This is a genomic window from Marinobacter salinisoli (assembly GCF_017301335.1).
In the GTDB taxonomy this organism is placed as follows: Bacteria; Pseudomonadota; Gammaproteobacteria; order Pseudomonadales; family Oleiphilaceae; genus Marinobacter; species Marinobacter salinisoli.
The window spans coordinates 926,059-939,202 of record NZ_CP071247.1; the positions used below are offsets into that span (position 1 = coordinate 926,059).

Annotated in this window: 14 protein-coding genes; 9 read left to right on the forward strand and 5 right to left on the reverse strand. The window is 59.1% G+C overall.

Annotated elements, in window-relative coordinates:
* Nucleotides 1-72: 72 nt before the first annotated feature.
* Nucleotides 73-303, reverse strand: coding sequence for a DUF1653 domain-containing protein (locus LPB19_RS04130; protein ID WP_206644850.1), 231 nt, complete (start codon nt 301-303; stop codon nt 73-75).
* 156 nt (nt 304-459) lie between these two features.
* Between LPB19_RS04130 and LPB19_RS04135 the strand changes: the two genes are divergently transcribed.
* Nucleotides 460-2,253 (forward strand): sensor domain-containing diguanylate cyclase, encoded by a 1,794-nt coding sequence (locus LPB19_RS04135; RefSeq protein ID WP_206644851.1) that lies wholly within the window; start codon nt 460-462, stop codon nt 2,251-2,253.
* A gap of 12 nt (nt 2,254-2,265) precedes the next feature.
* Here LPB19_RS04135 and LPB19_RS04140 read toward each other — a convergent pair whose 3' ends face one another.
* From LPB19_RS04140 to LPB19_RS04150, 3 genes are all read right to left on the reverse strand, one after another.
* On the reverse strand, nt 2,266-2,652 hold the full coding sequence (locus LPB19_RS04140) for a DoxX family protein (RefSeq protein ID WP_206644852.1): 387 nt from the start codon (nt 2,650-2,652) through the stop codon (nt 2,266-2,268).
* An 89-nt stretch (nt 2,653-2,741) separates the two neighbouring features.
* Entirely contained in the window at nt 2,742-3,392 is a 651-nt protein-coding gene (locus LPB19_RS04145; RefSeq protein WP_206644853.1) for a hypothetical protein, read from the reverse strand.
* A 211-nt stretch (nt 3,393-3,603) separates the two neighbouring features.
* Nucleotides 3,604-4,932, reverse strand: a complete 1,329-nt coding sequence (locus LPB19_RS04150) for an MATE family efflux transporter (protein ID WP_206644854.1) — start codon at nt 4,930-4,932, stop codon at nt 3,604-3,606.
* 202 nt (nt 4,933-5,134) lie between these two features.
* Between LPB19_RS04150 and coxB the strand changes: the two genes are divergently transcribed.
* The 4 genes from coxB to LPB19_RS04170 are packed head-to-tail and all read left to right on the forward strand — an operon-like array spanning nt 5,135 to nt 9,431.
* On the forward strand, nt 5,135-6,259 hold the full coding sequence (gene coxB / locus LPB19_RS04155) for a cytochrome c oxidase subunit II (protein ID WP_206644855.1): 1,125 nt from the start codon (nt 5,135-5,137) through the stop codon (nt 6,257-6,259).
* Nucleotides 6,260-6,317: 58 nt separating this feature from the next.
* The gene (gene ctaD / locus LPB19_RS04160; RefSeq protein WP_206644856.1) at nt 6,318-7,901 is read left to right on the forward strand and encodes a cytochrome c oxidase subunit I; all 1,584 of its coding nucleotides are present in this window, start codon (nt 6,318-6,320) and stop codon (nt 7,899-7,901) included.
* A gap of 23 nt (nt 7,902-7,924) precedes the next feature.
* Nucleotides 7,925-8,527, forward strand: coding sequence for a cytochrome c oxidase assembly protein (locus LPB19_RS04165; RefSeq protein ID WP_206644857.1), 603 nt, complete (start codon nt 7,925-7,927; stop codon nt 8,525-8,527).
* A gap of 16 nt (nt 8,528-8,543) precedes the next feature.
* The gene (locus LPB19_RS04170; RefSeq protein ID WP_206644858.1) at nt 8,544-9,431 is read left to right on the forward strand and encodes a cytochrome c oxidase subunit 3; all 888 of its coding nucleotides are present in this window, start codon (nt 8,544-8,546) and stop codon (nt 9,429-9,431) included.
* Nucleotides 9,432-9,442: 11 nt separating this feature from the next.
* Here the strand turns inward: LPB19_RS04170 and LPB19_RS04175 are convergent, their stop codons facing one another.
* Nucleotides 9,443-9,646 (reverse strand): twin transmembrane helix small protein, encoded by a 204-nt coding sequence (locus LPB19_RS04175; RefSeq protein WP_206644859.1) that lies wholly within the window; start codon nt 9,644-9,646, stop codon nt 9,443-9,445.
* 82 nt (nt 9,647-9,728) lie between these two features.
* On the opposite strand from LPB19_RS04175, the gene LPB19_RS04180 reads away from it, so the two are divergent.
* The 4 genes from LPB19_RS04180 (at nt 9,729) to cyoE (ending at nt 13,125) form a co-directional block, all read left to right on the forward strand.
* Nucleotides 9,729-10,466: an SURF1 family protein gene (locus tag LPB19_RS04180; RefSeq protein WP_206644860.1), complete on the forward strand. Its 738-nt coding sequence runs from the start codon at nt 9,729-9,731 to the stop codon at nt 10,464-10,466.
* Nucleotides 10,447-11,088 carry a hypothetical protein gene (locus tag LPB19_RS04185; protein WP_228289204.1) on the forward strand — a complete coding sequence of 214 codons (642 nt, stop codon included), beginning with the start codon at nt 10,447-10,449 and terminating at the stop codon, nt 11,086-11,088. Before LPB19_RS04180 ends, LPB19_RS04185 begins: the two co-directional genes overlap by 20 nt.
* A 64-nt stretch (nt 11,089-11,152) precedes the next feature.
* Entirely contained in the window at nt 11,153-12,208 is a 1,056-nt protein-coding gene (locus LPB19_RS04190) for a COX15/CtaA family protein (RefSeq protein ID WP_206644861.1), read from the forward strand.
* A complete protein-coding gene (gene cyoE, locus LPB19_RS04195; RefSeq protein ID WP_206644862.1) occupies nt 12,205-13,125 on the forward strand; it encodes a heme o synthase in 921 nt (306 codons plus the stop codon). The genes LPB19_RS04190 and cyoE overlap by 4 nt, the downstream gene beginning before the upstream one ends.
* Nucleotides 13,126-13,144: the final 19 nt, after the last annotated feature.

Below are 13,144 nucleotides of genomic sequence, written 5' to 3' on the forward strand. Positions count from 1 at the left end.
CGCTTGCGTGGAAAAGCGCGCTAATCTGCCGTAGTTGGATGAAAAAATCAAAAATGCGTGGCCGCAGGGGGGTCAGGCATCTCCGACCCGGGCAAACCGGGGTACCTGCTCGCCGGCCAGTTCCACGGTTTCGCGAAACATCGCCAGCGGGCGAACCCACAGGCTGAAGTCACCGTACAAACAGCGGTAAACCACCATCCACTCCTCAGTTTCGCTGTGCCGGGCCAGGTCAATTACCTGGTAATCCTTTCCCTTGTAGTGACGGTAGCGTCCCGGCTCCAGCCGGGGTTTGTGGTCGTTCATCAATCATCCCTCTGGCGGTGGGTGTGTTGTGTTACGAACGGGACGAGGTGCGTGTAAGCGTCTAGACTTAGGGGTGTTTATCTGATGTGTCGAATTTCTGTTCAGGCCTTCGGAAGTGTAGTCCAAGTCGTCGGGCCGTAAAACCGGAAACGGAATATGAAGCATCCCGCGACTTCTCGGGTTTTGTCTCTTCTGGTTGGGCTGCTGCTTGTTACTGCGGGTCGCCTGACGTTCGGAAATGAGCAGTATTTCTGGTTAACCGATCAAGCGGACATCCTCAGCATCGAACAGGTAATGGCGCTCGATCAGACCCATTGGCAGAGTGCCACCGTCGATCGGACCCTGAATCTGGGGCTGAGAGACGCTGCCGTGTGGGTGAAGGTGCCGATGCCGCCGGATCCGATGCTAAGGATTCTCGAGGTCGGCCATCCGTTACTGGACGAGGTTGACCTTTACTGGTCCTCCGATGACCTTGTCGCGCTGCGCTACCTTACCGGCGACTCCCGTCCCTTCGACAGCCGGCCGTTACGCCACCGGAATTTCGCTTTCCCGATCCCCCTTGATGAGGGGTCGCTGACGGCCTACATCCGGATCCGGACCGACGGCACCCTGCAGATTCCCCTGAAATTACTGACGCCGGAAGAATTCATCTCGGCCGAGCAGGTGTCGTATGGCTGGCAGGCGATGTTTGTTGGTTTTATTGCTGCGCTGGCCCTGTTCAACCTGCTGTTATTTCAGATTGTTCGCCAGCCCACCTACCCCTGGCTGGTGCTGACCCTGCTGTCCGCTGGCCTGGTGCATCTGCATCTGCACGGTTTGCTGTTCCAGTGGCTCTGGCCCGGCGCACCCTCCATCAATCGCTATTTCACGGTACTGATCATTGGTGTGGCTTTGATTTCAGCCACCATGTTTACCATTCGTTTCCTGTCGGTACGCCAGCACAGTGTGGTGTGTTACCGGATTCTGCAGCTGATTCTGGTCGGGGCCGGCCTGAGCATCGTGATCGGCGTGGCGGGTTACTATCAGGCCGGTATTTTCCTGGCGGCGCTGGTGACGGCCCTGGGCATGCCGGCGGCCTGGCTGGTTGGGATGTATCTGTGGTTCCGGCGCCACCGGCTCGCGGGCTACTACGTTCTGGCCTGGACACCGCTGCTGGTGGGCCACCTGATTCTGGCCGCCCATCAGTTTGGCTATCTCGCCCCGTCGTTTCTCACCGAAGCCGGGCCCCAGATTGGCGTTGCCCTGGAAGTCATTCTGTTGTCTTTCGCCCTCGCCCACCGGGTTCACCTGGAACGTCGGCGCCGATTAAAAGCCCAGGAGAGGGCGCTGACCATCCAGAAGCAGACCAATCGGACCCTGGAGGACCGGGTCCGGGAGCGCACCGAAGAGCTGGAGCAGGCCAACGAACGTCTGAAGACCATCAGTGTGACGGATGGGCTCACCCAGCTGGCCAACCGGCGTCAGTTCGATGATCAGCTGGACGCGGAATGGAACCGGGCGTCACGTCAGAAGCAGCCAGTGAGTCTGTTGTTGCTCGATGTCGATCATTTCAAGTCGATCAACGACCGCTATGGCCACCCGGCCGGCGATGATTGCCTGATAACGGTGGCCGCCATCTGCAGCAGTGAAATCAAACGCACCGGAGATCTGCTCGCCCGTTACGGCGGCGAAGAGTTCAGTGTGCTGCTGCCGACGACGTCGGAGGAGGGTGCGGTTCTGGTGGCTGAGCGCCTGCGGGAGGCGATTGAACAGTCCACGGTGCAACCGGTGTCACAGGATGTGGTCATCGCCGTGACTGCCAGCGTTGGTGTGGCCACCATGATACCGCTGCCGCAGGAAAGCCCGGATGAGCTCATACGACGTGCGGACGTGGCCCTATACGCGGCCAAACGGGCTGGCCGCAACCGGGTGATGTCCCACGGCAACGTTCAGGCCGCCGCGGCAGAGTGACTTGGATCCGTATCAGCTTTTCAGTTTGTAGCGGCCGGGGCCAAGGAAGACCAGCGCTACGGCGGTAAACAGGAAGAAGCCCTGCAACTCCAGCGCCCAGCCGCCTCCGCGGCCCAGAGACAGCAGTTGATGGCCGTGCACCAGGGCAATGGCGACCAGCATGTTGAAGATGATCAGCAGGGCACCGATGCGGGTGTGGTAGCCGAGGATGACCATCAGTGGCGCGATCAGTTCGCCGATGAACACGCCGTACGCCAGGAACGTGGGCAGGCCATGACTGGCCAGTTCGCCTTCGATAAAACCGACTCCATTCAGCAGCTTGGCAATGCCATGAAACAGCATCAGTCCGCCAAGAGTCAGACGAATAAAGAGTTTTCCCAGATCGGCGTTTTCAAGCAAGGTCAGAATCTCCCGGAGCCAGTGAGTCGCAAAAGCGCAAGCATACCGGTTGCCTGAACAGGATCAAAGGTTTAAGGCGTAGGGAGTGATCAGATCAGGCCGGAGCGCAGGGCGAAGCGGATATGGTTCCGGGTCAGCAGGTTTTCCCAGTACTGGCGCATCCAGTTCCAGGCAGCGTGGTTGGCTTGCTGGACGAAGGGGTCAAGGTTCAGGTGGTAGTAATCCGGCGTGCCCGCGATCTGCATGACGGTCAGAGCGATGGAATCGTCCAGCTCGTTGGCGAAGGGTTCGCCAATCAGTTCGTGGGCCAGCAAGTTGGCTCGGGTGGCCTCGACGTCCACCAGGTCCGAGGATCGGATCGAGCGATTGTTCTCGTACATTTCCTCCATCAGCCGATGGCACAGGTAGGCACGGATCAACAGCCCATCCAGGCCATCGTAGCGCAGCAGCATCACCGACGGCTGAGTGAAGTATTTGGTGGCGGTTTCAATGAACGGCTCAAACAGCGCGGTGGTGCCTGCCTCGCGGGCACAGGCATCGACACATTCGATCAGGCGGGGCGCCATTTCGATGTATTCAACAGCAAACTGGAACAGGCAGGTCGCTGGCTGGTGGCCATCGACCACGATCGACGTCGGCAGGTTGGCGGCTTTCTCACGCAACTGTTTGAGAAAGGTGCCGGAACGTGCCTCCTTGCGCCTGGCCTGATCAATAATTTCAAGAACGACCTGTGGTGTCATTTCAGGAGATGCCGGTGTGTGTGCTAATTGAGGTCGCAAGGCGCCTCCCATTCTCTTCTATGGATAAATTGCACGGCAATATCGGGCCCTTGTTGTGCCGGCAAAATCGCCCGCCGGCCCTGTCTTTTCTGAAAGTGTAGCCAACATTTCTGGGCTTGCCGGGCTGTTTGGTTGAAAAACAGGCCATAAATGTTACGGAATTGTGACATTGTCAGCGCGTCTGAAACCAAACCCCGTTTCTGGTGTGCGACCAGCACAGCCAGCCCATAGTGACCGCCCGGGCCAGCATCAGGCAGATCAGGGAAAACCAGAGTCCGTGATTGCCCCATCCCGTCGTCAGCCACCAGACCGGCAGGAACACGCCGAGCGCGGAAAACAGCATGGTGTTCTGCATGTCACGGGTGCGGGTAGCGCCAATGAATACGCCGTCCAGAAAGAACCCCCACACCGATGCCATGGGTAGCAGCCAGAGCCAGGGCAGGTATTGCCACGCGGTCAGTCGTACTTCCTCTATGTCCGTCAGAAGTGCAATCAGCGGCCGTCCGCCCAGAACGAACACGAGAGTCAGCAGCAGAGCGCCCCAGAAGGACCAGCGCAGGGCGCTCTGAAACACCAGTCGGAAGCGTCGGCGGCTGCCTTTGCCGATGGCTTCGCCGACCAAGGCTTCAGCGGCATTGGCAAATCCGTCCAGAGCGTTGGAAATCACCAACAGGAAGGTTATCAATACCGCATTGGCGGCCAGAATGGTGTCACCCTGACGAGCGCCCTGAGCGGTGAAGAATGCCAGCACCAGCAGCAGCGCAATGGTGCGCACCATGATGTAGCGGTTCACTCGGAGAATGCGCAGGTAATCCGATAGTTGGCCAAACAGGGCCCGGGTCAGCCGCTGGCCCTCGGGCATGCGCGACAACACGATGAGGATGCCAATAATCGCGGCGCCGTATTCCGCTATGACCGTGGCCAGCGCCACGCCCCGGCTGTTCCAGCCCAGCACGGTGACAAACAGGATGTCGAGCACGATGTTGACGCCGTTGGCGACGATCAGCATGAGCATCGGGCCCCGCGGGAACTGGGTGCCGATCAGCCAGCCTACCAGAGTGTATTGGCACAGTACCGCCGGTGCGCTCCAGATCCGGATGGCGGCGTACTCGGCGGCCAGTTCCGCCACATCGGGGCTGGGATTCATCAAGGTTAACCCGAGCGAGATCAACGGCCGGTGCAGCAGGATCAGCAACAATCCGATGCCAACGGCGAGCAGCAGCGAACGCAACAGCAGGGCTACCTGGGCAAAAGCGTCCCGCTTGCCCCAGGCCTGTGCCGCCAGGCCGGTGGTGCCCATGCGCATGAACCCGAAAGTCCAGTACAGGATGCTGAACAGGTTGGCGCCTACCGCCACCGCACCCAGATACTCGGGGCTGTCGAGGTGGCCAAGCACGGCGGTATCCACGAGTCCCAGCAAAGGCACGGTGAGGTTCGTCAGCATCAGTGGCCAGGCGAGGGCCCACAGACGCCGATCCATCACGGGAAGCTGTGGTTTCATATAGCTAAATCGAATAAAGAAAGCATTTGTTTAGCAAATTTGCGTTTATTAGATTTTTTAGTGTTTTCAAAATCCGTGTCTATACTCAAATTGATGTATCCATAAGTAGGCTTCCACTCGGGTTTTTCCAGTGTGTGCGAACGCTGGTGAAATCGGTGGGATATTAAAATCCGACAATAATAACACTCTGTGGAGACACAGTATGCGCGTGCACGCTCTGCGGGCAGGTGCCCTGGTAGGTGGTCTGACGTTCCCTGCGTGGTCCTTTGCGGACTGGGCATTGAACATGACCCCCGGGGTTACCGGCATCAGTAATGACATTTACAGCCTTCACATGATCATTCTTTGGATCTGCGTCGCCATTGGTGTCGTGGTCTTCGGGGTCATGTTCTGGTCTATTTTTGCCCACCGTAAATCGCAGGGGCACAAACCTGCGAATTTTCATGAAAACACTGCGGTGGAAATCCTCTGGACCGTTATCCCCTTCGTTATCCTCGTCGTGATGGCCATTCCTGCCACAGCCACGCTGGTCGAGATGTACGACACCACGGAATCGGACGTCGACATCAAGGTCACCGGGTATCAGTGGAAATGGCAGTACGAATACATAAATGAGGATTTTGGATACTTCTCTAACCTCTCCACGCCCCGGGCTCAGATCAACAACCAGCAGAAAAAAGGTGAGCATTACCTTCTGGAAGTCGACAACCCTCTGGTGATTCCGGTAGGCAAGAAAGTTCGTTTGCTGCTCACCGCTAACGACGTGATCCACTCCTGGTGGGTGCCGGATTTTGGCGTCAAGAAAGACGCTATCCCTGGTTTTATCAACGAAACCTGGACCCGGGTGGACAAGCCTGGCACCTATCGCGGCCAGTGCACCGAGCTGTGCGGCAAGGACCACGGCTTCATGCCGGTGGTTGTGAAGGCGGTACCCGAGGAAGAATACACCCAGTGGGTTGCCGAACAGAAAGAGGCCGCCGCCAAAGAGCGTGAGCTGACCCAGAAAGAATGGACCCTCGAAGAGCTGATGGAACGTGGCGAAACCGCCTATCAGACTGCCTGCGCGGCCTGCCACCAGGCGGACGGTAGCGGCATGCCCCCGGCGTTCCCCGCCCTGAAAGGGAGTCAGATGGTGCTGGAAGACATTGCAGGGCACATCGACATTGTCGTGAACGGCAAGTCGGGTACCGCCATGCAGGCCTTCGGCAACCAGCTGAGCGAGGTAGACCTGGCCGCGGTGATTACCTATGAGCGAAATGCCTGGGGTAACAACACCGGCGACATGGTCACGCCGAAAGAGATTTTTGATTACAAGAACGAGCAGTAATCAACGCCAGTTAACAGACATCACCAGCCACGAACAACGGCGGTAAACGGGGGTTTTCATGAGTGCGGTTGCAGATACCCACGCCCAGGATCATCATCACGGCCCAGCGAAAGGCATCAGCCGCTGGCTGTTGACTACTAACCACAAAGACATCGGGACCATGTACCTGGTGTTCAGCTTTGCGATGTTCCTTCTGGGCGGAACCATGGCGATGGTTATTCGCGCAGAGCTTTTCCAGCCCGGGTTGCAGATCGTCAATCCGGAATTCTTCAATCAGATGACCACCATGCACGGTCTGATCATGGTGTTCGGTGCCGTGATGCCGGCGTTTGTGGGCCTGGCCAACTGGATGCTGCCGCTCATGATCGGGGCACCCGATATGGCGCTGCCACGGATGAACAACTGGAGTTTCTGGTTGCTGCCGTGCGCTTTTTTGATTCTGGTGTCCACCCTGTTCATGGAAGGCGGCGCGCCTAACTTTGGCTGGACCTTCTACGCACCGCTTTCAACCACTTACGGACCACCCAGCACCACATTCTTTATCTTTGCCGTGCACATCATGGGTGTCTCGTCGATCATGGGCGCCATCAATGTGATCGCCACCATCCTGAACCTCCGGGCGCCAGGCATGACCCTGATGAAGATGCCCCTGTTCGTGTGGACGTGGCTGATCACCGCTTTCCTGCTGATTGCGGTTATGCCGGTGCTGGCGGGTGTGGTCACCATGATGCTGATGGACATCAACTTCGGAACCAGCTTCTTCGATGCCTCCGGCGGCGGTGACCCGGTGCTGTTCCAGCATGTGTTCTGGTTCTTCGGGCATCCCGAGGTGTACATCATGATCCTGCCGGCATTCGGCGCGGTGTCCCATATCATTCCGGCGTTCTCGCGCAAGCCGCTGTTTGGCTACGCATCCATGGTCTACGCGGTGGGTGCCATTGCCCTGCTCTCCTTTGTGGTCTGGGCGCACCATATGTTCACCGTCGGTATTCCCATCGCCGGCCAACTGTTCTTCATGTATGCCACCATGCTGATCGCGGTGCCCACCGGGGTGAAGGTGTTCAACTGGGTGGCCACCATGTTCCGCGGTGCGCTCAGCTTCGAAGCGCCGATGCTGTTCGCCGTGGCGTTCGTGATCCTGTTTACCATCGGTGGCTTTTCCGGCCTGATGCTGGCCATCGCCCCGGCGGATTTCCAGTATCACGACACCTACTTCGTGGTTGCTCATTTCCATTACGTTCTGGTACCGGGGGCGATCTTCGGCATCTATGCCTCGGTGTACTTCTGGCTGCCCAAGTGGACGGGCCACATGTATGACGAAACCCTGGCGAAAACCCATTTCTGGCTCTCCTTCATCGGCATGAACCTGGCGTTCTTCCCGATGCACTTCCTCGGTCTGGCGGGTATGCCGCGGCGGATACCCGACTACGCGCTGCAGTTCGCCGATTTCAACATGGTGTCCAGCGTGGGTGCGTTTATGTTCGGCGCCACCCAACTGTTGTTCCTGCTGATCGTGGTCAAGTGCGTGCGTGGTGGCAAGCAGGCGTCCGCCAAGCCTTGGGATGGTGCTGAAGGGCTGGAATGGACGTTGCCATCGCCTGCTCCTTATCACACCTTCGCCACGCCACCGGAAGTGAAGTAGCGGTCGTCAGGGGGGGAACGAACATGGCCAACGAAACATCACAGGCAGGACCAGAGCGCCGAAGCACTACCCGGGTGGTGGGTTGGTGTCTGGCTGCCGTGGTGGGCATGTTTGCCTTCGGTTTCGCCCTGGTTCCGCTGTATGAAGTATTTTGCGAAATCACCGGCATCAACGGCAAAACCGGGGGGCGTTACGAGGCACCGGCGACCACTGAGGTGGATGAGCAAAGGACGGTCGAGGTTCAGTTCCTGGCCCAGAACGGGCCGGACATGCCCTGGATCTTCAAGCCGGCAGTACGCAGCATCAAGGTGCATCCGGGGGAGTCTGTCACGGTTAACTTTGTGGCCGAGAATCCAACGTCCGAGCCCATGGTCGGCCAGGCGGTGCCCAGCCTGTCGCCCTCGGAGGGCACCCTGTATTTCCATAAAACCGAGTGTTTCTGTTTTAACCAGCAGCCCCTGGAACCGGGGGAGCGTGCCGACATGCCCCTGGTATTCATTGTCGACCGGGAGCTGCCTGAGCACATTACCAAGCTGACCCTGTCCTATACGCTGTATGACCAGGGCAAACCGGTAAAGGTGTCGGCGGGCAAGTCCAAGAACACAACAACAAATGAAAACGGCTAAGCCATCGGAGACTGTCATGGCGCAGAACCAGACCTATTACGTTCCGGAACAGAGCAAGTGGCCGATCGTCGCGACGGTCGGCCTGGGGCTGACCCTCTACGGCGTGGCCTCAATCATGGTGAATGGCAAACAGGGTGAGAGCACAACCGGCTCCTGGTTTATGTTCATGATCGGTGCGGTGATCATGGCCTACATGCTGTTCGGCTGGTTCGGAAACGTGATCCGTGAGAGCCGTTCCGGGCTCTACAGTCCGCAAATGGATCGTTCTTTCCGATGGGGCATGAGCTGGTTCATCTTCTCGGAGGTGATGTTCTTCGCCGCGTTCTTTGGTGCACTCTTCTACGTTCGCGTGTTCGCTGTGCCCTGGCTCGGCGGTGAGGGTGACCGTGGCAGTTCCGCCATGTTGTGGGAAGGCTTCGAGGCCACCTGGCCGCTGATCAACAACCCGAATCCGGAGGCTTATCCGGCAGCCGACAGCGTCATCGGCCCCTGGGGGCTGCCACTGATTAACACCATTTTGCTGGTGACCTCCTCGTTCACGGTGACCGTTGCCCATCATGCGCTCAAGGCCGGCAATCGCGCCAAGACCAAGCTTTGGCTAGGCGCCACGATTGCGTTGGCGGTGGTGTTCCTGTTTGTGCAGGGTTACGAATACATCCACGCCTACCGGGATTTGGATCTGACGCTCCAGTCGGGCATTTACGGCAGCACCTTCTTTATGCTGACCGGTTTCCACGGCGCTCACGTGTTGCTTGGCGCCCTGATGCTGACCATCATGCTGATCCGGATCTACAAGGGCCACTTTACCGGCGACAACCACTTCGGATTCGAGGCTGCTGCCTGGTACTGGCACTTTGTGGATGTGGTCTGGCTGGGACTGTTCGTCTTCGTTTACATCATCTAAGAGAACGGGCTTCAGGGAGTCGGATTCAGCGTCAGACTCCCTTGCCATAACGCGATCAGAATAATCGCCAGGAGCAGTATGCTGAGCGTCACCCGAAGTGCGAGCGAGTTCACCACCCGATTGGTTTTGCCCTCATCCTTGATCAGAAAAAACAGACCGCTGAACAAACTGACAACGACCGCAAGCATCAGAACCACGATGACCGCTTTGAGCATGGGAACTCCCGGAATTGGATGGCTTGTTGGCGGGCTGCTGGGGCGTCCCCCCTCCCACTTACAGACCACACTATAGCAGAGCATGTCTGAGCGACCGGAGCGTTCCCGTCAATGGCAGTTTGACTGGCGGTTCATGGTGTTTGCCGGTGTCTTTCTGCCGCTGCTGATTGGTTTGGGATTGTGGCAACTGGATCGGGCCGGACAGAAGCAGGCACTGCTCGATCAGTGGCAACTGGATGTCCTGCAGCTGTCCTGGCCGGAGTTGGTTGAGACCGAGCTTCAGTCAGGTCGTCCGGTCACATTGGAGGGCCGGTATGATTCACGAAGCTGGCTGCTGGACAATCGAACCCGTGATGGCGCCCCGGGGTACGAGGTGCTGACCGTATTCCAGCCGCTTGAGGGGCCGCCGTTAGTCGTTAACCGCGGTTGGGTTCAGGCGCCTAGAACCCGTGATCGGCTGCCGACGGTGGACGTACCCGAGGGCACGGTGGCGATAAAAGGTCGATTGAGTGAGTATCCCGAGCCGCCGGTGTTGGTGGATGCGTCGGAACCGGAACAAGACTGGCCGCGCAGGGTACAGACCCTGCCCCGGGAAATCGTTGCCCGGGTCGCGCCGGAGGTTCCGGGAGTGATCTTGCGGCTGGCGGGGCCTGCTGAACCAGGTGCGTTCCGCGCTGACTGGCAACCGGATTTGATGGGCCCACAAACACACTACGGTTATGCCACACAATGGTTTGCCTTGGCGCTGGCTCTCGTGGTATTGACCTTAGTAGCGAGTTACCGAAAGACAGGAGCCAACAATGACAACGACAATGGCTAAGCAGGTCTCTGACCAGGACGGTCCTACTCCCGAACAGGTTCGGCGAGGCCGGCGCACGGCTATGCTGCTTTTCGCCCTGGGTTTCGGGCCGATGATTTTCGCCACCATCATGTTCTACACCGGCTGGTTGAACCCGGCCGGCCACACCAACAATGGCACCCTGATCCAGCCCCCGGTGCCGGTTGCCAATTTCCACCTTGAAACCGCCTCGGGCCAACCGCTGGCTGAGCGCTTCGGCCCGGATCAGTCGAAGGCCCGCTGGATGCTGATGGTGGTTGCCGCCGACTGTGACAGCAAGTGCGAGCAACTCCTGTACCTCACCCGTCAGGTCAATATCGCCCTGGGCAAGAACGCCAATCGCGTGGCGCGGGCCGCGGCGCTTGGCAGCTTGCCGGCTGACCTTGAGGCCCGCTGGTCGGATGAATACCGGTTGATGGAACGCCTTACACCGGTGGAAGGCCGTTCACCGGCCTGGCCGGCGGCTCTCGACCTGGAAAGCGAACCGTCGATATTGCTGATCGACCCGTTCGGGAACGCCATGATGCGTTACGGGGCCGACAACACCGGTAAGGAAATGCTCAAGGATCTGAAACACTTATTGAAACTGTCTCAGATTGGTTAGTCGCAGACACGGAGGTAGGGCTTTGAATCAGTCGTTTTCAGCAGCTTGCCCTGAGGCCCGGCGGATGGCGAACTGGGCCCAGGCGGCCGCGCTTCTGGCGGTGGTGGTGATCATGCTCGGTGCCTGGACCCGGCTTGTACATGCCGGACTGGGCTGCCCGGACTGGCCTGGCTGTTACGGCTTCCTGACCGTGCCCCAGAGTGAGGCCAGCATCGCCATTGCCAATGCCCGTTTCCCGGATACCCCGGTGGATGTGGAAAAAGGCTGGCCGGAGATGATTCATCGCTACGCCGCCGGCATGCTGGGCCTTGTTGTGTTCGGTCTGGCCGCCTATGCGGTCCGTCACCGGAAGCTCGGTGTTCCGGTCAAACTGCCCGTGTTCATCGCCGGATTTATAGTTCTGCAGGGCGCCTTCGGCATGTGGACGGTGACGCTGAAGCTGTGGCCTCAAGTCGTCGCCCTGCACTTGCTGGGTGGCTTCACCACCCTGACGCTGCTGGTGTTACTGACCCTGAGGTTGCGGGCAAGGGCCCAGGGTACACGTAACCGCCCGGCCCGATCGGTCCCCGGTGGATTTGGCCCCTGGCTGTATGCCGGCCTGCTCCTGGTGGTGCTGCAGATTGCTTTGGGCGCCTGGACCGCTGCCAACTATGCCGCCGTGGCTTGCACGGATCTGCCGACCTGTCAGGGCCAGTGGTGGCCTGAAGGCATGGATTTTCAGCACGGCTTCGATATCACCCAGCAGGTTGGCCCCAACTATCTGGGCGGCCAGCTCACCGCCGATGGCCGCGTTGCCATTCATGTCACGCACCGTGTCGGGGCTGTCGTGGTGCTGGCGTACTTTGCCCTGCTGTTGGCGTGGATGTGGCGAAGCCGGCGTGACTCGGGCCTGACCGGTCCGATTACCCTGGTTGCGATCGCACTGGCAGCGCAGATTGGCCTCGGGCTCGCCAATGTGCTGCTCCACATTCCCCTGGGGATCGCGGTTGCCCATAACGCCATGGGCGCGGGACTGCTACTTTCCGTGGTGCACCTGATCTGGCGTCATCATCTGCTTACCGAGTCCAATACTGCCAAGGCGGCACACACAACAACCATAAATCAGGAGGTTACGGCATGAGCAAATCCGTGAACGCACTGCCGGCCCAGACTGCTGCGAGTGAATCCAACGCTTCCATCACCTGGCGCGATTACCTGGAGCTGACCAAGCCCCGGGTGGTGGCTCTGATGATTCTGACCTCCGTGATCGGCATGATGCTGGCGGTGCCCGGCCTGCCCGGCTGGGAGGTACTGCTGTACGGCAACCTCGGCATCGCGCTGCTCGCCGGTGCGGCTGCGGTGGTCAATCATGTGGTGGATCAGAAAATCGATACCATCATGGCGCGCACGCGCAAGCGCCCCGTTGCCACCGGTCGGATTGCGCCCTTGGATGCCCTGATGTTTGCCACCCTGCTGGCCTGTGTCGGCATGGTGGTACTGATGTGGAAGGTGAACGAGCTGACCGCCTGGCTGACCCTGGCCTCGCTGGTTGGCTATGCCGGTGTCTACACTCTGTTCCTGAAGCGCGCGACACCGCAGAACATCACCATCGGTGGCCTTGCCGGTGCCATGCCGCCCCTGCTGGGATGGACCGCCGTCACCGGACAGATTGAAGGCCACGCACTGCTGCTGGTGCTGATCATCTTTGCCTGGACGCCGCCACACTTCTGGGCGCTCGCGATCCATCGCAAGGAAGAATACGCCGAGGCGGGGATCCCCATGCTGCCCGTGACCCACGGCAACCGGTTTACCGAGCTGCACATCCTGCTGTACACGCTGATCCTGCTGGCCGTGAGTCTGCTGCCCTTCGTCACGGGCATGTCCGGTATCATCTATCTGGTGGGTGCCCTGCTGCTGGGTCTGCGCTTCCTGCATTACGCAGTTCGCCTGCTGAAGGGGGACGATCGCCGGGTTGCCTTCAATACCTTCAAATACTCCATCACTTATCTGATGGTGTTGTTTGTGGTATTGCTGGTAGACCACTTCGTCTTTTTCTGATCATCCACACGGGGTCCTG

Excerpts from the sequence above, each read along its gene's own strand:
- LPB19_RS04185 (WP_228289204.1), top strand. The coding sequence starts at position 10,447 with ATGACAACGACAATGGCTAAGCAGGTCTCTGACCAGGACGGTCCTACT.
- LPB19_RS04170 (WP_206644858.1), top strand. The coding sequence starts at position 8,544 with ATGGCGCAGAACCAGACCTATTACGTTCCGGAACAGAGCAAGTGGCCG.
- cyoE (WP_206644862.1), top strand. The coding sequence starts at position 12,205 with ATGAGCAAATCCGTGAACGCACTGCCGGCCCAGACTGCTGCGAGTGAA.
- ctaD (WP_206644856.1), top strand. The coding sequence starts at position 6,318 with ATGAGTGCGGTTGCAGATACCCACGCCCAGGATCATCATCACGGCCCA.
- LPB19_RS04135 (WP_206644851.1), top strand. The coding sequence starts at position 460 with ATGAAGCATCCCGCGACTTCTCGGGTTTTGTCTCTTCTGGTTGGGCTG.
- LPB19_RS04175 (WP_206644859.1), bottom strand. The coding sequence starts at position 9,646 with ATGCTCAAAGCGGTCATCGTGGTTCTGATGCTTGCGGTCGTTGTCAGT.
- LPB19_RS04180 (WP_206644860.1), top strand. The coding sequence starts at position 9,729 with ATGTCTGAGCGACCGGAGCGTTCCCGTCAATGGCAGTTTGACTGGCGG.
- coxB (WP_206644855.1), top strand. The coding sequence starts at position 5,135 with ATGCGCGTGCACGCTCTGCGGGCAGGTGCCCTGGTAGGTGGTCTGACG.
- LPB19_RS04165 (WP_206644857.1), top strand. The coding sequence starts at position 7,925 with ATGGCCAACGAAACATCACAGGCAGGACCAGAGCGCCGAAGCACTACC.
- LPB19_RS04150 (WP_206644854.1), bottom strand. The coding sequence starts at position 4,932 with ATGAAACCACAGCTTCCCGTGATGGATCGGCGTCTGTGGGCCCTCGCC.
- LPB19_RS04145 (WP_206644853.1), bottom strand. The coding sequence starts at position 3,392 with ATGACACCACAGGTCGTTCTTGAAATTATTGATCAGGCCAGGCGCAAG.
- LPB19_RS04190 (WP_206644861.1), top strand. The coding sequence starts at position 11,153 with ATGGCGAACTGGGCCCAGGCGGCCGCGCTTCTGGCGGTGGTGGTGATC.
- LPB19_RS04130 (WP_206644850.1), bottom strand. The coding sequence starts at position 303 with ATGAACGACCACAAACCCCGGCTGGAGCCGGGACGCTACCGTCACTAC.